Here is a 20,260-nt window from a genome sequence, read left to right as displayed (position 1 = left end):
GTGACGCCGGGTTCGGTCGCTAACCTCTTCGCGTGGGGAGTTCAGACCGGGCCCGGCGCGCCGCGAAGCAGCAGGCGCGCGCCCGACACGCGCAGCGGATGGCCAACGGCGCCGACGCACGGTCGCTCGACGCCAACGGCATCGCGGGGCGGCTGTGGGCCGCGGCGAACGACTACTCGTACGGACAGAAGCACACCGCCGCGGCCGAGGCCGAGTACCTGGCCGACGCCGACGACCGGCAGCTCGGGATCGCCGTGGCCGGGGTGTTCCACCGGGCGCTGAACTTCCTGTGGCCCAGCGGCTGGCTGCCCTACGACCTGGTGCAGGTGATCAGCCGGGAGTGCGACGGCTTCGCCGTCGGCTTCGTCACCGACGTGATCGCCGTCGACATGTCCCAGCACGCCGAGGCGACGCTGCACGAGCGCTGGCGCGACCAGCTCCGGCAGATCGAGGCCCGGCCGTGGTGGCCGCACGACCGGCAGCACTTCGAGCAGTGGCTGGCCCGGCACATCCTGTCCAAGCAGGAGGGGCTGGAGGTGGTCATCGTCGCGCTGGCGACGTTGATGGCCCTACCCAAGCTGCCGTTGATCCTTCCGTTGCCGGGCAGTTCCTCCGTGGCCGACGTGCTGCTGGGCGCGGGCGTTGACCAGAAGGTGCTGGCCAAGGTCCGAGGGTTGCTCGCAAAAGCGGAGTCGACGGAGTTTCCGGAGGAGGCCGAGGCGTTGTCGGCCAAGGCCCAGGAGCTGATGAGCCGGCACGCCTTCGAGCGGGCGCTGCTCGACGCCGACGAACACGTGGCGCAGACGGCGAGTTCCCGTCGGGTGTGGCTGGACACGCCCTACGTGGGGGCCAAGGCGCAACTGGTGGCGGCGGTCGCGGCGGCCAACCGGTCGCGGGGCGTGGTGTACGAGAAGCTCGGCTTCATCGCGTTGATCGGGGCCGACCTCGACCTGGAGATCACCGAGCTGCTGTCGACCTCCCTGCTGTTGCAGGCGACGCGGGCGATGGTGGCCTCCGGCGCGGGCGTCGACACCCGCAGCCGCACCTACCGGCAGTCGTTCCTGCTGGCCTACGCCGTTCGCATCGGCCAGCGGCTGCGGGCGGCGGCCGAGGAGAGCGACGACCACGCCGCCGACGACCGGCTGCTGCCGGTGCTGGCCGACCGCGAGAAGGCGGTGTCGGAGCTGTTCGAGGAGCTCCATCCGGCCACCGTCAAGAAGTCGTACACGGTCGGCAGCACGGCCGGCTGGCAGGCCGGCACGGCAGCGGCCGATCAGGCCGATCTCGGCGTCAGTCGGCCGAACTTGACAGCTACTCGGTAATTCCGGCCGATGACCCGAGTTCAGCCGCTACGGTGGCGACCGTGACGGACATCGAGGACCTCATGTCCCGGATCCGCGCGTTCGCGGAAGCCCGGGCCTGGGAACGGTTCCACACGCCCAAGAACCTCGCGATGGCGCTGGCCGGCGAGGCCGGGGAGCTGCTGGCCGAGTTGCAGTGGCTCGGCGACGAGGAGATCGCCGCGGCGCTGTCCGAACAGGACCGACGCGACCGGGTCCGAATGGAGCTGGCCGACGTGTTCATGTATCTGCTCCGTTTCGCGGATGTGACCGGCATCGATCTGGCCCAGGCGACGTTGGACAAGATGGCTCGCAACGAATTGCGGTACCCGGTCGAGAAGTCACGGGGAAAATCGGCCAAGTACGACGAGCTATAAGTTTCTGACCTGCCAATTCATCTGCTTTATACGAGCGGGCAACGACGCGGACATCCGCAGGGCCTGGCGCCGGCCACCTCGATCGGTCGTGACCCGATCGGAGCAGCAAGCCAGGTCAGCGCGGTTGTCATCCGGCCGCACAGCCCAGGCCGGCGCTTGAGCCGCGCTGAACTCCCACGCAAACCTTCCTGAACTACCCAGTTCCTCAATTGACGGAATGGCAGCTTCGGCCATAGCCTTTCCGCTCGGATCCACCCAATTAGGGTGTGGCTACACCGATGTGCGCACCCACCGGTCGGCGTATCCCCGCGGAGGCTCGATGGTTGCACACACCTCCGGCTCTGGATTCACACAGAATCTCGTGCTCGGAGTCAGCCCGTTCACCGTTCCCGACGCTCGATTGGTTTCCGCGGTGTGTCGCGCGGGCGGTCTCGGAGTCCTCGATCTCGGCGCCGGCGACCGGCGGGCCCGTGAGGCGCTTGACCTGCTGCTGAGCTGGGCCGGTGGTCCGTTCGGCGTGCGGGTCACGGGCGCCTGCGCACTGCAACCGGACGATCTTCCCCGTGATCATGTGCACACCGTCCTGCTCGGACACGACGCGAAGTGGTCTATTCCAGATCTGGCCGCGCACCACCGGGTTCTGGTCGAGGTGACGAGCAGGGCCGAGGCCGTGCAAGCCGCCGAACGGGGTGCGCACGGCATCGTCGCCCGCGGCGAGGAGACCGGCGGCCCGGTCGGCGAGTTGAGCACTTTTGTCCTGCTGCAACAGCTTGTCGACGCCGTTGACCTGCCGGTTTGGGCCTGGGGCGGCATCGGCGCGCACACCGCGGCGGCGGCCGTGGTCGGCGGCGCGGCCGGCGTTGTCCTCGACACACAACTGGCCCTGCTCTCGGAGTCCGATGTGGACGACGAGATCGCCGCCGCAATCCGCCCAATGGATGGTTCCGAGACGACCATCGTGGACGGTGCGCGACTGCTGGTCTGGCGCGGGGCCTCGCAGGCCCGGATTCCCGTGGGACAGGACGGTTTTCTGGCCACGCGGTTCGCCGACGAGCACGGCACCGTCGACCGCGTCGTGCGGGCGGTCAAGGATGCTGTGCTCGCGGCGCTGGCGCAAGAGCCTTCTGGCCCAAGCATGATCGCGCAGGGACCCATGACCCGGGTGAGCGACCGCGCCGGTTTTGCCGCGTCCGTCGCGGAAAACGGCGGCCTGCCGTTCGTGGCGTTGGCGCTGGCGACCAAGGAGCAGACCCGAGCTTTGCTCCGGGAGACAATGGACCGGCTGGGCGATCGCCCCTGGGGCGCCGGCATTCTCGGCTTCGCGGCCGAGGAGGTCCGCACGGGCCAGCTGGAGGTCATCGAGGAGCTGCGCCCGCGGTACGCGATCATCGCCGGCGGACGGCCGGCGCAGGCCGCCGCGCTGGAGCGGCTGGGCATCACCACGTTCCTCCATGTGCCGTCGCCCGGGCTGCTCAGGCAGTTCCTGGACGCCGGCGCGCGGAGATTCATCTTCGAGGGCTCGGAATGCGGCGGCCACGTCGGCCCGCGGTCGAGTTTCCCCTTGTGGGAGGCGCAGCTCGGGGTATTGCTGGAATTCCTCGGCGCCAATCCGGAAGCCGAGGTGGACGTGTTGTTCGCCGGCGGCATTCACGACGAGCGGTCGGCGGCGATGGTCGGCGCGCTGGCGACACCGCTGCGGGCCTACCGCTGCGACGTCGGCGTGCTGATGGGAACCGCTTACCTGTTCACCGAGGAGGCCGTCCGCGACGGGGCGGTGCAGCCGCTGTTCCAGCGGCAGGTGATCGACGCCTCCGGTACGGCGCTGCTGGAGACGGCCCCCGGCCACGCCACGCGGTGTGTGACCAGCCCGTTCGCCGAGGAGTTCCTGACGCTGCGGGAAGAACTGCGCGGCCAGGGCGTGCCGGACCGCGAGGTGTGGGAGCGGTTGGAGCAGCTCAACATCGGACGGCTGCGGATCGCCAGCAAGGGCGTGGAGCGCGACGGCTCCGAGCTGCTCGACGTGGACGAGGACCGGCAGCTGGGCGAGGGCATGTTCATGGCCGGGCAGGTCGCCGTGCTGCGGGACGCCGTGACCACGGTGGCGGCACTGCACGACAGCGTGAGCACCGGCGCCATGCGGTTCCACGCGGCACGGGCCTCCGAGCTCGGCGTCACCCGTGATGTCCCCGACGAGCCCGAGCCGCAGCCGCTGGACGTGGCGATCGTCGGCATGGCCTGCATGTTCCCGCAAGCCCCCGATCTGCCGACGTTCTGGGCCAATGTGCTGGCCGGTATCGACGCCGTGACCGAGGTTCCGCCGGAACGCTGGGATGCCGGCGTCTACTACTCGGCGGCCGGGGAGACCGACCGGACGCCGTCCAAGTGGGGCGGTTTCCTGCCGGAAATCCCGTTCGACCCGTTGCGCTATGGCATTCCGCCGGCCTCGCTGGCCAGCATCGAGCCGGTACAGCTGCTGGCGTTGGAGGCCGCGCAGCGATCGCTCATGCACGCGGGTTACGGCGACCGGGCCTTCGACCGGGCCCGGACCAGCGTGGTGTTCGGCGCGGAGTCGGGCAGCGACATGGCCAGCGCGACCACGCTGCGCACGGTGTTGCCGTCCTATCTGGGCACGCTGCCCGAGGCGCTGGACAACCAGCTGCCGCGGCTGACCGAGGACACGTTCCCGGGCGTGCTGGCCAACGTCATCGCCGGGCGCATCGCCAACCGGCTGGATCTCGGCGGCGCGAACTACACGGTGGACGCGGCGTGTGCGTCGTCGATGGCGGCGGTGGACGTGGCGTGCAAGGAGCTCGTCCTCGGCACCAGCGACATGGTGCTGTGCGGGGCGGCCGACCTGCACAACGGCATCAACGACTACCTGATGTTCAGCTCGGTCGGCGCGCTGTCGCCGTCCGGCCGCTGCAAGACGTTCGACAGCAGCGCCGACGGAACCACGCTGGGCGAGGGTGTCGCCTGCGTGGTGCTGAAGCGGCTGGCCGACGCCGAGCGGGACGGCGACAAGATCTACGCGGTGATCAAGGGCATCGGCAGCGCCAGCGACGGCAAGTCGTTGGGGCTGACGGCCCCTCGGCCGGAGGGCCAGCGCAACGCGGTGGAGCGGGCGTACCGCAACGCCGGGGTGTCGCCGGCCCAGGTCGGCCTGGTCGAGGCCCACGGCACGGGCACGGTCGTCGGCGACCGCACCGAACTGGGCGCGCTGGCCAAGGTGTTCAGCGAGCACGGCGCCCAGCCGGGGACCTGCGCCATCGGGTCGGTGAAGTCGCAGATCGGGCACACCAAGTGCGCGGCTGGCCTCGCCGGGCTGATCAAGACGACTTTGGCCCTGCACAACGGAATCAAGCCGCCGACGCTACACGTGACGCAGCCGAACGCGGCGTGGGACACCGAGGGCAACCCCTTCGTCCTGCACGCCGAGGCTGCTCCGTGGGCGGCCCCGGCGGCGGAGCGGATCGCGGCCGTCAGCGCGTTCGGCTTCGGCGGCACCAACTTCCACCTGGTGCTGTCCGCCTATGACAAGGCCCCGACTCCCCGACACAGCAACGACGAATGGGCGGCTGAGCTGTTCACCTTCCGTGGCGCGGACCACGCGTCGGCGGCACGGGCGGTGGAGTGGCTGCTCGACCTCGCGGCCAAGGGCCCTTGGCGGTTGCGGGATCTGGCCAAGACGGCGTCGCGGCGGGCCGAGCAGCGCAGCGAGCCGGTGCAGATCGCCGTCGTGGCGAGGAATCTGGCCGAGCTGCCGGAGCTGCTTCGAGCCGGCGCGGCGGGGCAGGCTGACCCGAAGCGCGGAGTCTTTGTCTCGCAGGGCGTCGAGGGCAAGGTCGCATTCCTGTTCCCCGGTCAGGGGAGCCAGCGGCCGGGCATGCTGGCCGAGCTCTTCGTGGCGTTCCCGGAGATCCAGCACCTGCTGCACCTCGGACGGGAGTGGGCCGATGCGCTGTTCCCGCCGGCGGCGTTCGATCCGGACGGCGCGCAGCGGCGTAAGGACCGGATCACCGACACTCGGGCCGCGCAGCCGACGCTGGGCATCGCCGGCCTGGCGGTCAACCAGCTGCTGGGTCGGTTGGGTGTTCGGCCGGATCTGTTGGCCGGTCACAGCTACGGCGAGCTAGTGGCGTTGAGCGCGGCCGGATCCTTCGGTCCGGCAACGTTGTTGACGTTGAGCCGGGCCCGGGCCGAGAGCATTCTCGGTGCGGCCGGGGATGATCCCGGCGCCATGGCGGCGTTCACGGCCCCGGCGGCGGACATCGCTTCCGTGCTGACCGAGGAGTTGGTGCTGGCCAACCACAACGCCCCCAAGCAGGCCGTGATTTCGGGTCCTACCGCCCAGGTCCGTGCTGCCGTGGAGACATTGAGGGCACAGGGTATCTCCGGCAAGCAGCTGCCCGTTGCCTGCGCGTTCCACAGCCCGCTGGTGGCCGGGGCCGGCGTGGCGTTCGGTTCGATTCTGTCCACTCAGGACATTCGCGAGCCGGAGCTTCCCGTGTGGTCCAACCGGACCGCCGCCCCGTACGAGGGCGATGTGCGGGCCGGGCTGGCCGCGCAGATCGGGTCGCCGGTGCTGTTCGTCGACCAGGTCGAGTCGATGTACGCGGCCGGGGCTCGGGTGTTCGTGGAGGTCGGGCCGGGCAAGGTGTTGTCCCGGCTGGTCGAGGCCATTCTCGGCGACCGCGCGCACGTCCGCGTCACCACCGACGGCGGCGTGCCGGGCTTCCTCGCCGCCGTGGCCCAGCTGGCCGTCTCCTGCGTCAATGTCCGCACGAGCTGGCTGTTCCACGGGCGGGATGCCCTGGACGTCAGCACTTCCACCCCGCCGAAGCGTCCCGGATGGACGATCGACGGTCAGCTGGTCCGTACCGCCGACGGGCAGTACCTGGCCGGCGGGCTGGTGCCCGCCCGACGAGTGGAGTTGTCGATGGGGTCCCCGAGCGTCGGGCAGGACGCGCTGATCAGCGAGTACCTGCGCACCAGCCGCGAGATGGTCGCCGCCCAGCGGGACGTGCTGCTCGCCTACTTCGGCGGCACCGCCAACGCCCCGGCCCGCATCGTCGAGCACGTGGCCGCGCCCGTCGTGGAGATCCCCCAGGCCGTTCCGGCCTCGGTCGAGGTGGCGGCCCCCGCCGCGCCCGTTGTCGTCGACGTGCTGACCACCGTGCTGGACGTCATCAGCCAGCAGACCGGCTACCCCACCGACATGATCGACCCCACCCTGGACCTGGAGGCCGACCTCTCGATCGACTCCATCAAGCGGACGGAGATCGCCGGCACCCTGGTCACCCGGCTGGGCGCGGCGGCGACCTCGGACGTGGAGGAGCTGACCAAGGCCAGGACCGCCCAGCAGATCGCGGATTTGTTCGGCGCGACGCCGGCTGCTGCCGAGCCGGTTCCAGCACTAGAATCGATTGCCGCCGCCGAACCGGTTTCGGTAGTGAAGCCGATTGCCGCCGCTGAGCCGGTCGCGGTCGAGCCGGTCGCCGTCCTGGGTGGGCGGGCACCTCGGCGCTTCGAGATGGTGCCGACCGAGATCGGGCCGGCACGGTTGCTGGAGTCGACCGTCTTATCCGGCAAGGAGTTCCGCATCATCGGCGGGCATCCGCAGCTGGTGGCCGAAGTGGGCACGGCGCTGGGACTGCACGGGGCGGCCGTGACCGACAACGCGGACAACCTGGTCTATCTCGGGGCGCTCTCCCCCGGTGACGATCCGGTGCTGCCGGGGGCGTTCACGGAGTTCAAGGCGGCGCTGGCGCGGGAGCCGCAGTGGGTGCTCGCGGTGTCGCCGGTGGCCGAGCGAGCGGATGACCGGGTGGTGGGCCTGCGGGGCTTCTTCCGGACCATCTCCCGCGAGTACCCGGAGACGGCGGCCAAGCTGGTCGAGGTGGATCCGGCGGCGGCCACCGAGGGGCTGATGGCGGAGCTGCTGGCCGACGATCGGCACCCGGTGATCGTGCGAGGCGAAGCGACGCGGAAGACGATCGACATGCTGCCGGTGGAACTCGGCTCGCTGGGCACGACCGGGGCGGGGCCGGCGGGCGACGGGACGGCCGAGGCGCAGGCCATCGGGCTGGACCGTGACTCGGTGGTGCTGCTGGTCGGCGGGGCCCGGGGCATCACGGCGCAGTTCGCGACCAAGCTGGCGGCGACCACCGGATGCCGCATCGAACTGATCGGCCGCACGCAGCTGCCGGCAGAGCCGGAGGACCCGGCGACGGCGTCGGCGAAGGACAAGACGGCGCTGCGGGCGGCGTTGATCGCGCAGGGGCAGCGCAACCCGGCGGACATCGAGCGGCTGTCGGCGAAGATCCTCGCGGCCCGGGAGGTGCGGGCAACGCTGGACGAGCTGCGGGCGCTGGGCAGCACGGTCGGCTACCACTCGGCGGACGTGCGCGATCAGGAGGCGCTGCACCGCATCGTCAAGGAGATCTACACGGATCACGGCCGGATCGACGGCGTCTGCTACGCGGCCGGCGTCATCGAGGACAAGCTGATCGCCGACAAGGACTCCGACTCGTTCCGGCGGGTCTTCGACACCAAGGTCGACGGGGCCCGGGCCCTGCTGTCGGCGGTCGAGGAGCTGCCGACCCCGCCCCGTTTCGTGACGCTGTTCGGCAGCATCGCGGCGGCGCTGGGCAACCGTGGACAGATCGACTACTCGGCGGCGAACGACGCGTTGCAGACGCTGGGTTGCCTGTGGGCGGCCAAGACCGGCACGCGGGCGCTGACCGTCCACTGGGGACCGTGGGCGCCGGACCCGCGGCACGGCGGCATGGTGACGCCCGAGTTGCAGCAGGAGTACGGCCGCCGTGGCATCGAGCTGATCGACCCCGAGGAGGGCACGATGGCCCTGCTGCGGGAGCTCGCGTTCGGCGACCACGACGTGCGGGCCGTGGTCTACACGGCCTCCGGTTGGTGACGCGGATGTCCGATGTCGCGATCGTCGGCATGTCGGTGCTGCTGCCGGGCGCCCCGGACCTCCGGACGTACTGGCGGAACCTGGTCACCGGCGTGGACGCGATCACCGACGTGCCCGAGCAGCGCTGGGATCCCGCCTACTACGACCCGGCGGGCCCGGCGCGGGCCGACCGGCTGTACTGCCGGCGCGGCGGGTTCGTCGACGAGTACGCGGACGTGGACCCGACGCGGTTCGGGATCATGCCGAACTCGGTGGCCGGGGCCGAGCCGGACCAGCTGATCGCCATGCGGGTGGCGGCGTCGGCCATCGCCGATGCCGGTGGCGACGACCGACTGCCGGCCCGCGACCGGATCGGCGTGATCCTCGGCCGCGGCGGCTACCTCACGCCGGGCGTGGTGCGGCTCGACCAGCGGGTGCGGACCGCCGTGCAGCTGGTGCGCACGCTGGGCGAGTTGGTGCCGGGCCTCGGTGCGGCCGAGTTGGAGCGGGTGCGGGCGGCGTTCACCGAGCAGCTCGGGCCGGAACAACCGGAGTCGGCGATCGGCCTGGTGCCCAACCTGGCGGCGTCCCGCGTGGCCAACCGCCTCGATCTCCGGGGCCCGGCCTACACGGTTGACGCGGCCTGCGCGTCCTCGCTGATCGCCGTCGACCACGCGGTGCGCGAACTGAGCAGCGGGCGTTGTGACGTGGTGTTGGCCGGCGGCGTGCACCACTGCCACGACATCACCTTCTGGAGCGTGTTCACGCAGCTCAAGGCCCTGTCGACCAGCCAGCGGATCCGGCCGTTCCACCGCGACGCGGACGGGATCCTGATCGGCGAGGGCACCGGGATCGTGGTGCTCAAGCGGCTGGCCGACGCGGAGCGGGACGGCGACCGGATCTACGCGGTGGTGCGCGGCACCGGCGTGGCCAGCGACGGCCGCAGCGCCAGCCTGTTCAACCCCGACCCCGGCGGTCAGGTCCTCGCGGTGCGAAAGGCTTGGGACGCAGCGGGATTGGATCCGACGGCAGCGGATTCCATCGGACTGTTGGAAGCGCACGGCACGGCGACACCGGCCGGCGACTCGGCCGAACTGTCCACAGTGGCCACGGTGTTCGGCGTTGCGCGGGGCGACAAGGCGGTGATCGGCTCGGTGAAGTCGATGATCGGCCACACCATGCCGGCGGCCGGCATCGCCGGCCTGATCAAGGCGGCTTTGGCCGTGCACCATGGCGTACTGCTGCCGACCCTGCACTGCGACGACCCCAACCCGGCACTGGACGCCACCCGGTTCCGGCCGATCGACCGGGCCGAGGTGTGGACCGACGAGGTGCGTCGGGCCGGGGTGAACGCCTTCGGGTTCGGCGGCATCAACGCCCATGTGGTGCTGGAGCAGGCACCTTCGGCCAAGCCGGCCCCGGCGACGATCGTCGTCGACGAGCCGGTGCGGGTCCTGCGGATCGCGGCCGACACGCCCGAGGAGCTGCTGCGGCGGCTGCACCAGGGCCAGAACCACGAGGCCGGTCGGCTGCGTCTGGCCATTGTGGACCCGAATGTCAAACGAATCGCCTTGTCGGAGAAGGTCATCGCCAAGGGTGTGGCATGGCGCGGGCGGAGCAACGTCTGGTTCAGCCCGTCACCGCTGCTGCCCACGGGCGGCATCGCCTTCGTTTTCCCGGGCCTGGAGGCGGAGTTCGATCCTCGGGTCGACGATGTCGCCGACCATTTCGGGCTGCGGCAACGATCCGTGGGCAACGGAGACCTCGGCCGGCACGGCATGAGCGTGCTCGGGGTCGGCCGGCTGTTGGACACGGCGTTGCGGCGCATCGGAATCGTGCCGACGGCGCTGGCCGGGCACAGCATCGGCGAATGGACCGCGATGTCGGTCAGCGGCATGTTCTCCGACCGGGCCGTCGATGACCAGCTGGCCACGTTCGATCCCACGGCCGTCGAGGTGCCGGGCGTCGAGTTCGCCACCCTGGGCTGCGGGGTCGAGCGGGTGGCCGATGCCATCACCAACCGGCCGAACATCGTTCTGTCCCATGACAATTCGCCGAACTCGACGATCGTCTGCGGGCCGCCGGCCGAGATTGCCGAGCTGGTCGCGGAGTTCCGGCAGCAAGCGGTGGTCAGCGCGGTGCTGCCGTTCCGCTCCGGCTTCCACACGCCGATGCTCAAGCCGTACCTGCAACCATTCATCGACCTGGCCGACCGCCTGGAGATGGGCCGTGCTGCGCTGCCGATCTGGTCGGCCACCACGGCGTCGCCGTATCCGACCGACCCGGACGGCGTGCGAGAGCTGTACGTCCGGCACCTGATTGAGCCCGTGCGGTTCCGGGCCACGGTGCAGGCCATGCACGACGCCGGCGTCCAGGTGTTCGTGCAGGTCGGCGGCGGGCAGCTGGGGTCGCTGATCGACGACACGCTGAAGGGCGCCGAACACCTGACCGTGGCCGCGAATTCGACCCAGCGCGGCGGCGTCGACCAGCTCCGCCTGGTAGCCGCGGCCCTGTGGGTCGAAGGCGCGGCGCCGGACTTCTCCCTGCTGGAGCCGACCCGTCAGCCGGTGACGCTGCAACTCGGGTCGCCGTTGGTGAAGGTCGACACGACGATCAGCACAGGCGGACCGTCCCGTTTGGACGAACTGACGGCCGACTTCCCCATCGCGGCGGAGTTGGAGGCGCTGCTGCGGGAAACCGCGGAATCGGCGGCGCAGGTGATCGCCGCCCGGCGGGCGCCGGCGATCCGGGCGTTGACCAAGCGGCTGACCATCTCCACCGACTCGATGCCGTTCCTGCTGGACCATTGCTTTGCCCCGCAACGGGACGGCTGGCCCGACCTGGCCGACCGCCGTCCGGTCGTGCCCGGCACCACGTTGATCCAGCTGATGATGGACGCCGCCGAGGAGGCCGCCCCCGGCCTGAAAACCGTGCGCGTGCACGACGTGCGGTTGCAGCGCTGGCTCATCGGCGCGCCGGCGGTCGACGTGACCATCACCGTGGAACCCACTGGGCCGGACCGGGTTCGGGTCGCGGTCGGCGATCACTCGCAGGCGGTCGTGGAGCTGGCCCCGGAATGGGCCCCGCGGCCGCATCGGGCGTGGTCGGTGGCCAACCGCACGACGCCGGACATGACGGCGCGGGAGTTCTACGAGCGGCGCGTGATGTTCCACGGCCCGGCGCTGCAAGGGATCACGGCGCTGACCACCGTCGGGGCCGACCACGTCGGCGGCGTGATCACCAGCCCGGACGTGCCCGGCGGCCTGATGGACAACGTCGGCCAGCTGCTGGGCTACTGGATCTGGGTCACCCAGACGACCAAGCGGATCGCCTTCCCGGTGCAGATGGGCCGCATCGAGTTCTTCGGCCCGCACCCGGCGCCGGGCACGGCCGTGGACTGCCTGATCAAGGTGGTCGACGTCAGCGACCGGATCTACCAGGTCGACGCCCAGCTGACGGTGAACGGCGTCGTGTGGGCGCAGATCGCCGACTGGCGCGACCGCCGCTTCGACAGTCACATGGAGCTGGACGAGGCCTGGCGTTTCCCGGAGCGCAATGCCTTGTCCCGGCGGCAACCCGGCGGCTGGGTGGCGGTCGCCGAACGTTGGCCTGACCTGGCCTCGCGCGAGCTGTACCTGAGCAAGTACCTCAGCGGCCGCGAGCGGGCCTGCTACGACCAGCTGCCGCCGCGCAACCGCCGGCACTGGCTGCTCGGCCGGATCGCCGTCAAGGATGCCGTGCGCAACCTGTTGTGGGACAACGGTTCCGGTCCGGTGTTCCCGGCGGAGATCCTTGTCGACGACAGCGACGGCCGTGTGACGGTGTCCGGGCACAACGGCTTCCCGCTGCCCGAGGTCGCCGTTTCCCTGGCCCATTCCCACGAGCTCGGGGTCTCGATCGCGCGGTTCGGCCGTGAGCCGGTCCGCATCGCGATCGAGGATCCGGCAACCGAAGCACCCGGTGACGGCCTGGAACGCGTGGCCGTCAGCAATCCGGCGGACCTGCCGGCCCGGCAGTACGTCGTCGCGTGGACCGCCGGTCCCGCCGATCAGGAGGAAGCATGACCACCACCGAGGCGTCCCGCGACGTCGTCTTCACCGAGATCGCCGACATGCTGCGCACGGTGCTCGCCGAACTCGGCGTGGACGACGCGGAGATCACCGAGCAGAGCTCCTTCAACGAGGACCTGGAGCTGGAGAGCATCGACCTGGTCACGCTGACCGCGCTGATCTCCGAGCGCTGGGGCGAGCCGGTGAACCTGGCCGAGTTCCTGGCCGACAAGGACCTCGACGAGGTCATCGCGCTCAAGGTCGGCGACCTGGTCGACTTCGTGTCCGGGGCGCTGGCCCGCGCGGGAGGCTGATGTGGGCAAGATCCTGGCCAACGGCATCGACACGCACTACCAGCGGATGCCGGCCAAGGGCGTCGACCCGGCGACGGCGCCGACGGTGGTGTTCATCCACGGCCTCGGCACCGACAGCCTGGCCAGCTTCTACCTGACGCTGGCCGCGCCGGTCGCCTCGGCCGGGATCAACGTGCTGGCCTACGACCTGCGCGGCCACGGTCGCAGCGGCGGCCCCGACACGGGCTACACGTTCCAGCATTTCGTCTCCGATCTCGGGGCCCTGCTGGACGTTCTGGAGCTGCGCGGCCCGGTTCACCTGGTGGGCAACAGCTTCGGCGGCACTGTCGCTTTCGGACACGCCTTCGCCCGGCCGTGGCAGGTGGCCAGCATCGTGTCGATCGAGTCCGAGCCGCCGACGCAGCCGTGGTCGGACCGCATGGTGCAGGCCATGGAGTACATGGTCGTGCAGCTGTCCAGCGAGCAGACGTTCCTCGACCTGGAGGCGCAGAACGGGGCGCACCACGCCAAGCTGGCCCGCAAGGCCGCGGCCAAGCTGTTCGCCACCACCATGACCACCGAGGTGCCCAGCGGCCGGCTGATGTCGGCCGAGGACCTGCGGGCGCTGCCCACGCCGGTGTTGCACATCCTTGGTGGCGAGGGACTTCAGGGCGGGGATCCGCACGCCCTCGAACGGGCGTTGTCGCACTGCCGGACGGTCGTGATTCCCGGGCAGGACCACTCGGTGCTGGTCGACGCCCATCGGAAGGTGCGGGAGCTGCTGATCCCGTGGGTGCGCGGGATCCACACCGACGTGCCGTGGATCAACGCGGCGGCCGAGGCGCGAGAGCTGATCGCGTGAGCCGGATCTTGTTCGTCGTTCCCCCGCTGGTCGGGCACATCAACCCGACCGTGGGGGTGGCGGCGCGCCTCACCGCGGAAGGCCACGAAGTGGGCTGGGTGGGTCCGACTTCCCCATTCGCATCCCTGATTGGTTCTGGTGCGGCTTTTTACCCTTCCGACCGCCCACTCCCCGACTTCGCCATCGCCGGCCGGCCGCCGGAGCTGCGTGGCTTCGCCTCCCTCAAGTTCCTCTGGGAGGAGTTCCTCATCCCCCTCGCCGACGGCATGGCCCCCCTGGTCGAGGCGGCCGTGGAGGAGTTCCGACCGGACGCGATGCTGGTGGACCAGCAGGCGCTGGCCGGGGCGCTCCTGGCCGAAAGGCGGGGCATCCCGTTCGCCACCTCGGCCACGACGTCGGCGGAGCTGATGCAGCCGCTGGCGGAAATGCCGAAGGTGGCGGCGTGGCTGGACGAGCTGCTGAACGGCCTCCGCGAACGCCACGGATCGCCGGAAGCCACCCACGACCTGCGGTTCTCCCCGCACGGCGTGCTGGCGTTCAGCACGGAAGAGCTGGTCGGCCCGACCAAGGGCCACATCGTCTACGTGGGCCCGTCGATCACCCAGCGGCCCGACGACACACCGTTTCCCGAGCTGGACGGCCGGCCGGTCGTTCTGGTCTCGCTCGGCACAGCCAATGCCGAGGCCGGCGAGAAGTTCCTCAGGACGGCTGTCGAAGCGCTGGCCGAACTCCCGGACTACCAAGGCATTGTCGTCGACCCGACGGGGGAGGTGACCGACGTGCGCCGGGTTCCGCAGTTGGCGTTGCTGCCGAAGTGCGCGGTGGTCGTCTGCCATGCCGGACACAACACGGTCTGCGAGACGCTGAGCCACGGCGTGCCGCTGGTCGTCGCCCCCATCCGTGACGACCAACCCATTGTCGCCCAACAGGTTGTCGACGCCGGCGCCGGTGTGCGGGTGCGGTTCGCCGGGTCACGGCAGAGCAGTTGACCACGGCCATCACCGAAGCCCCTGGGCTACACCGAAGGCGCGCGGCGGATCCAGAGGTCGTTCGCGTCGGCCGGCGGGGCGGAGGCGGCGGCGAACTGGCTGAGCGAGCTGGCCGCGACCCGAACGAGCGGGGCGAAGCGGTAGTGGAACTGGCCGCCGAAGGTGTCCGGCGCGACCGTGGCCAACTGGTGCTCGACCAGCGACTCCAGGATGGCCTCGGCGGTCCGCTGGTCACAGCCCAGCAGCGCGGACGCGCCGCGGGTGGTCAGCGGCTCGTCCGCGGCGGCGGCCAGCCGGAAGAAGGCGTCGCGGTGGGTCGGGGACAGCGACCGGCAGCTCAGCTCGATGCTGCTGACCAGGTCGACGCGGGCGTTGACCAGCTCGTCGAGCCAGTCCTCGCGATGCCGCAGCCGTTCCAGCAGCACCGCGATCGTCCAGTGTGGACGGATGGCCAGCCGGTTGGCCGCGGCCACCAGGGCCATCGGGGACGCCTCGAACAGCCGGATCAGCTTGCGGGCCTGGGGCAGTTCGGCCCGCATGCGCCGCCAGCCGATCACCGAGCCCAGCAGTTCCAACGCCTCGTCCTCGGCGGGCGGCTGCAGGTCGACGGCCAGGCTGGTGCCCCGCAGCGGCAGCCGCGTGCGGCAGCCGACGATTACCGCGCACCCGCCGCCGCTGGGCATCAGCGGCGCCAGCTCGATCGTGCTCACGGCGTTGTCGATCATGATCAGCACCCGGCGCTCGGCCGTCCAGCCCCGCAGCAGGTGGCTGCGCTCCTCGATGCTGTCCGGCAGCTGCGCGCCCGCGCCGCGGATGGCCCGGAGGAAGCCGGTGAGCGCCTCGACCGGGGTCTGCTCGGCCAGGTCGGCGTGCAGCTGGCCGTGCGGGAAACGGGCCCGCACACGGTGCGCGAGGTGCGTGCAGAAGGCGGTCTTGCCCGAGCCCGGCGGACCGACCACGGAGACCACGGCCGGGGCGGACCGGGCCGGCTGTTGCAGCTGGCTCTCCGCCGCCGCCAGCTCCACCGTCCGGCCGACGAAGACCGGCAGGTCGGCCGGCAGCTGCGCCGGCGGCTCCACCCAACTCCCGGTTCGGATGGCGCCGGTCGGCGTCAACGCGTCGAGCTGGGGATTGCCGACCAGCAGGCCCCGGTGGACCTGCTGGAGCTGCTGCCCCGGCTCCAGCCCGAGATCGTCGACGAGCGTGGATCGGATGCGTTGGAAGACGTGCAGCGCCTCGGAGCGCCGGCCGAGCAGGTGCAGGGCCATCATCAGCTTGACGTGCAGGCCCTCGTGCGCCGGATAGTCGCGGACCAGCGTGCTCAGGTCGTTGATGACCTCGTGGTGGTGGCCGAGCATGAGCTCGACCTCCATGCGCTGGTCGATCACGCCGACCTTGGTCTCCTCCAGGCTACGGATGTGGTGCCCCAGCACCGGACCGGCGTCGACGTCACTGAGCGCGGAGCCGCGCCACACCGCCAGCGCCGCGCGCAGCGTCTCGGCCGCCGACTCGATGTGCCCGCTGTCCAGCTCGGACCGTCCACGTGCGACCAGCCGTCCGAACCGACCGGCGTCCACGTCCTGTTCCGGCAGCGTGAGGGCATAGCCGACGTGCCTGGTGTGCAGGACCGAGACCGTGGAGTCGTCGGCGGCCAGCAGGCGGCGCAGATGTGACATATAGGTCTGGAGGGTGCCCATCGCCTTGGTCGGCGGCTCGGAGCCCCAGACCTCCTCGATGAGCTGCTCGACCCGCACCACGGTGTTGGTGTTGAGGGCGAGCAGGGCGAACAGCTGGCGCAGTTTCGGCTGCGAGGGGGTGATGCGCTCCTCGCCGCGGGTCACCTCGAACTGCCCGAGCACCCGGATCTGCATGTGCGCCACCTCCCGCCAGAGGTTGTCTGCCAGTGCGCAGTTCCTATCGCGCCGTCGCGGTCGCGTCCAGCACGAGTGAACACACAGTCACGCACTGTGCCCGTCCGATGGCATCGACCGGGTCCATTGTGACTGCGGTTTTACCGAACGTGACCTGTGTGACGCATCTCGTTGATCGATGTTCACGGCCGGGCGAGCGCGCCCGCCCCGGGGGACGCTGCGAGAATCGGACCCATGGCAGAGGTGAAGGCAACCGCCGAGCGGGTCATCGACAAGCCCTCGGACGCGGTCTACGCGGCGCTGGCGGACTACGCCGGCACCCGGGCGGGGATCCTGCCCGAGAACTACAGCGAGTACGAGGTGCTGGCCGGCGGCACGGGCGCCGGCACCAGGGTGCACTGGAAGCTCCAGGCCACCAAGAAGCGGGTGCGGGACTGCCTGCTGGAGGTCAGCGAGCCCGCGCCGGGCACGCTGGTGGAGTCCGACGCCAACTCGACCATGGTGACGACCTGGACGGTCAAGCCGCAGGGCGAGGGGTCCAGCGCCGTGCACGTGCAGACGACGTGGCAGGGCGCGGGCGGGGTGGCCGGCTTCTTCGAGGGCACCTTCGCGCCGCTCGGACTGCGCCGTATTCACACTGCGACGCTGGACAAGCTGGCTGCAACCGTTCGCAGCTAGTCTGCGTGGGTCCCCCTCGGCCTTGTTCGCTCGTTCGAGTGAACAAGGCCGAGCGGTCATGGACGGGTTCAACCGGCCGGTACGCTTCCGCCACCGCGGGCATGGCAACGGCGAGGTGAACCCGAGTGCTGTCGGTAGTCCACAACTGTGACACTTCTTGGGGCGGCGCAGGCGCAGGCCGATCGGCATGAGCGTCCCGCAGCCTCGTCAACCGATCGGGTCGCGCGAGCGGACCCGGCTCACCAAGAAGTGGGCCTATCTGGTCTCGCAGTCCAACTACCTGCCGCTCTCGCACGGCGAGGCCGAGGAGCGCTTCGGCACGATGCTCGACCAACTGGTCCGGGCGGCCGAGGCGGAGCCGCTGGACACCGCGGCCGCGGCCCGCGTCGGGCGGCAGCTGGTCGCCCTCAACTGCGTCAGCGAGGACAGCCTGCCCAGCACCGTCGAGGTGCTCGGCGGCGGGCTGCTCCTGCACCCCGAGCTGAGGGGCCGCCGGCAGGTGACCGAGCGCATCGTGACCGTGCTGGGCGCGCTGGCCGCAGGCTACGCCGACGCCACCAAGCAGTCGATCTACGAGCAGCAGCAGAACCTGACCAAGGCGCTGTTCAGCGCGGCCAACGAGACCCAGCAGAGCCTGCTGGCGGCGCTGGCCCGGTTCGACGAGGTCTGCGGCGCCTCGGCCAGCGGCATCGGCGTCGTCGACCACGCCGGCCGCTTCCTGCGCAGCAACGAGTCGCTGCGCGCGATCCTCGACGTCAGCGAGACGGAGCTGTCCGAGCGGACGCTGTTCGACCTCATGCCGCCGCCCGAGGCGACCCGCATCCGCACTGCCTGCACCGAGCTCACCGACGGCCGCGTGGAACGGATCCGGCACCGCCGCACCGTGTTGTTCTCCGGCGAGGAGGCCGTTCAGCCGCTGCTGTCGATCGCGCCGGTCCGCGGCGGGCGGGAGCTGGTCGTCATCCTCGACGACGACTCCGAGCTCCAGCTGCTGCAGAACCAGCTCAAACACCAGTCGCTGCACGACGTGCTGACCGGGCTGCCCAACCGCCAGTACCTGAGCACCCGGCTGGAGGCCGTGCTCAACCAGGTCGACCAGGGCACCGGCACCACGCTGTACCAGCTCGACCTGGACGCCTTCTCGGTGATCACCGACGGGCTCGGCAGCCGCGCCGGGGAGCAGGTGCTGTGCAGCGTCGCCGACCGCCTGCGCACGGTGTTCCTGGGCGAGCGGGCCATGATCGCGCGCATCGGCCATGACGAGTTCGCCGTGCTGGTGGAGAACACGCCGGCCACGCCCGGCGTCACGGCGATCGTCGAGCGCATCAACGAAGAGCTGGCCGAGCCGGTCTACCTGGCCGGCGGGCAGGGTGTCGCCGCCTCGGCGACCATCGGCGTGGTGCACCGGCCACCGGCCGGCATGTCGATGGAGGACGTGTTCCAGACCGCCGACCTCACGCTGCGCCGGGCCCGCCGCAAGGGCACGCCGTGGGAGCTGCACGACGCCCGTCTCGACGCCGAGGACCAGGACCGCTCGGCCATGGCCGCGGCGCTGCCCGGCGCGTGGGAGACCGGCGAGGTGCGGCTGGTGTTCGACCGCCAGGTCCGGCTGGCCACCGGCCGCACGCATTCCGTGCAGGCTCGACTCCGGTGGGACCGGCCCGGCCACGGCGTGGTCGACCACTGGCAGTGCGTGGACCTGGCCGAGCAGACCGGGATGATGCTGCCGCTGGGCAGCTGGCTGCTGCGCAGCGCCTGCGAGCAGGGCGCGGGGCTGGGCAGCGAGACGCCGGTGGAGATCAGCCTGCCGATGTGCCTGGCCAACGACGAGGAGTTGGTCGCCCGGGTGCTCGGCGAGCTGGGCCACAGCGGGCTGCCGGCGTCACGGCTGCGGCTGGGCCTGCCGGCCGGTTCCCTCGGCGGGGCCGCCGCCGACAACGTCGGCTTCCTGGCCGAGAACGGCATCGGCGTGGTGGTCGAGGAGTTCGGCGTCGGCATGCAGGACCTCTCGTACCTGGAGGACCTGGAATTCCGGTCGGTGCGGATCGCCCGCTGGCTGGTGGAGCGGCAGGCGCGGCCCGAGGGGTCCCGGCGCCGTCGTTCAGCGCTCGCTGACGCAGCTGGTGGATCTGGCCCACGAGTCCGGGGTCACCGTGGCCGTGAACGGCATCGCCTCGGAGGAGCAGGCCGGCTGGTGGCGTGAACTGGGCTGCGACATCGGCGCTGGGCGCTACTTCAGCTAGCAGTGCGGTGGGGCGCCTGTGGTGCCCAGGACGCGGTCGGCCCACTGGACGGCCCGGGCGAACCAGTCCTGGGCGTGTGGCGCGAGGTTGAGGTCATGGCCGGCGTCGGGCAGCTCGTACGTGTCGACGCACGGCGCCTTGGGGTAGTGCGCGGCTTCGGTGTGTAGGGCGGCGGCATAGGCGAGATCCTGCTGGCCCTCGGCGACCAACACCGGCACCGCGATGTCGTCGGTGATCGAGGAGCCTTGCGCGACAAGGGTGTCGGCCAGCTCGGACGTGGTGACGGTGTCCTTGGCCGCCTCGTCGGCGGCGATGACCGCGGGGTCGTCGTGCGGGCCGTGCCAGAACACCGCGCGGGTGCCGGGGCGGGTCGTCAGGTAGGTGGGATCGAGCGACGCCGGGACCAGTGAGGTGGTGACCGGGACCGCGGCGGCGGGCCGCACCTCGTGGGCCATGCCGGTGATCAGCAGGGCGTCGACGTCGGCGTAGGTGGCGGCCTCGTACCAGGCGACGACGGAGCCGTAGGAGTGGCCGGCCAGCAGGACCCGGGTGAAGGCGGTGCCGAACGTGCCCAGCCTGGCCGCGTTCACCACCTGGTGCACGGCGCTGGCCTCGGTGGCGTTGGTCAGCAACGCGCCGGCCGGGCGG

12 protein-coding genes are annotated in these 20,260 nt (G+C 71.0%); 10 read left to right on the top strand and 2 right to left on the bottom strand.

What is annotated here, in order from left to right; genetic code table 11:
* The first annotated feature begins 32 nt into the window (after positions 1-32).
* From KUTG_RS64030 to KUTG_RS28895, 7 genes are all read left to right on the top strand, one after another.
* Complete coding sequence (locus KUTG_RS64030; RefSeq protein ID WP_043721209.1) at positions 33-1,322, top strand: DUF2786 domain-containing protein; 1,290 nt, start codon at positions 33-35, stop codon at positions 1,320-1,322.
* Between the two features lie 41 nt (positions 1,323-1,363).
* Complete coding sequence (locus KUTG_RS28920) at positions 1,364-1,717, top strand: nucleotide pyrophosphohydrolase (RefSeq protein ID WP_232241005.1); 354 nt, start codon at positions 1,364-1,366, stop codon at positions 1,715-1,717.
* 361 nt (positions 1,718-2,078) lie between these two features.
* On the top strand, positions 2,079-8,648 hold the full coding sequence (locus KUTG_RS28915; protein ID WP_369794525.1) for an SDR family oxidoreductase: 6,570 nt from the start codon (positions 2,079-2,081) through the stop codon (positions 8,646-8,648).
* A gap of 5 nt (positions 8,649-8,653) precedes the next feature.
* Entirely contained in the window at positions 8,654-12,691 is a 4,038-nt protein-coding gene (locus KUTG_RS28910; protein WP_052395536.1) for a type I polyketide synthase, read from the top strand.
* Positions 12,688-12,990, top strand: a complete 303-nt coding sequence (locus tag KUTG_RS28905) for an acyl carrier protein (RefSeq protein WP_043721206.1) — start codon at positions 12,688-12,690, stop codon at positions 12,988-12,990. Before KUTG_RS28910 ends, KUTG_RS28905 begins: the two co-directional genes overlap by 4 nt.
* A 1-nt stretch (position 12,991) precedes the next feature.
* Positions 12,992-13,831: an alpha/beta fold hydrolase gene (locus KUTG_RS28900; RefSeq protein ID WP_043721203.1), complete on the top strand. Its 840-nt coding sequence runs from the start codon at positions 12,992-12,994 to the stop codon at positions 13,829-13,831.
* Entirely contained in the window at positions 13,828-14,820 is a 993-nt protein-coding gene (locus KUTG_RS28895) for a glycosyltransferase (RefSeq protein ID WP_369794524.1), read from the top strand. Before KUTG_RS28900 ends, KUTG_RS28895 begins: the two co-directional genes overlap by 4 nt.
* 26 nt (positions 14,821-14,846) lie before the next feature.
* Here KUTG_RS28895 and KUTG_RS56740 read toward each other — a convergent pair whose 3' ends face one another.
* Positions 14,847-16,691 (bottom strand): AfsR/SARP family transcriptional regulator, encoded by a 1,845-nt coding sequence (locus tag KUTG_RS56740; protein ID WP_084579915.1) that lies wholly within the window; start codon positions 16,689-16,691, stop codon positions 14,847-14,849.
* 234 nt (positions 16,692-16,925) lie between these two features.
* On the opposite strand from KUTG_RS56740, the gene KUTG_RS28885 reads away from it, so the two are divergent.
* From KUTG_RS28885 to KUTG_RS66465, 3 genes are all read left to right on the top strand, one after another.
* Positions 16,926-17,369 (top strand): SRPBCC family protein, encoded by a 444-nt coding sequence (locus tag KUTG_RS28885; RefSeq protein ID WP_043721199.1) that lies wholly within the window; start codon positions 16,926-16,928, stop codon positions 17,367-17,369.
* Positions 17,370-17,556: 187 nt separating this feature from the next.
* A complete protein-coding gene (locus KUTG_RS28880; RefSeq protein WP_052395535.1) occupies positions 17,557-19,572 on the top strand; it encodes a diguanylate cyclase domain-containing protein in 2,016 nt (671 codons plus the stop codon).
* Positions 19,538-19,612, top strand: a complete 75-nt coding sequence (locus KUTG_RS66465; protein WP_369794657.1) for a hypothetical protein — start codon at positions 19,538-19,540, stop codon at positions 19,610-19,612. Before KUTG_RS28880 ends, KUTG_RS66465 begins: the two co-directional genes overlap by 35 nt.
* Here KUTG_RS66465 and KUTG_RS28875 read toward each other — a convergent pair.
* Positions 19,609-20,260: alpha/beta hydrolase family protein (locus KUTG_RS28875; RefSeq protein WP_198047345.1), on the bottom strand; the 652-nt coding region annotated here is incomplete at its 5' end. The genes KUTG_RS66465 and KUTG_RS28875 overlap by 4 nt on opposite strands.

Origin of the sequence: Kutzneria sp. 744 (assembly GCF_000568255.1) — a bacterium.
Lineage (GTDB): Bacteria > Actinomycetota > Actinomycetes > Mycobacteriales > Pseudonocardiaceae > Kutzneria.
This window is presented reverse-complemented; position numbering and strand designations above follow the sequence as displayed.

What these genes read in the sequence shown, in the direction of transcription:
- KUTG_RS28910 (WP_052395536.1), top strand. Translation starts at nt 8,654, where the DNA reads ATGTCCGATGTCGCGATCGTCGGCATGTCGGTGCTGCTGCCGGGCGCC.
- KUTG_RS28905 (WP_043721206.1), top strand. Translation starts at nt 12,688, where the DNA reads ATGACCACCACCGAGGCGTCCCGCGACGTCGTCTTCACCGAGATCGCC.
- KUTG_RS56740 (WP_084579915.1), bottom strand. Translation starts at nt 16,691, where the DNA reads ATGCAGATCCGGGTGCTCGGGCAGTTCGAGGTGACCCGCGGCGAGGAG.
- KUTG_RS28885 (WP_043721199.1), top strand. Translation starts at nt 16,926, where the DNA reads ATGGCAGAGGTGAAGGCAACCGCCGAGCGGGTCATCGACAAGCCCTCG.
- KUTG_RS28880 (WP_052395535.1), top strand. Translation starts at nt 17,557, where the DNA reads ATGAGCGTCCCGCAGCCTCGTCAACCGATCGGGTCGCGCGAGCGGACC.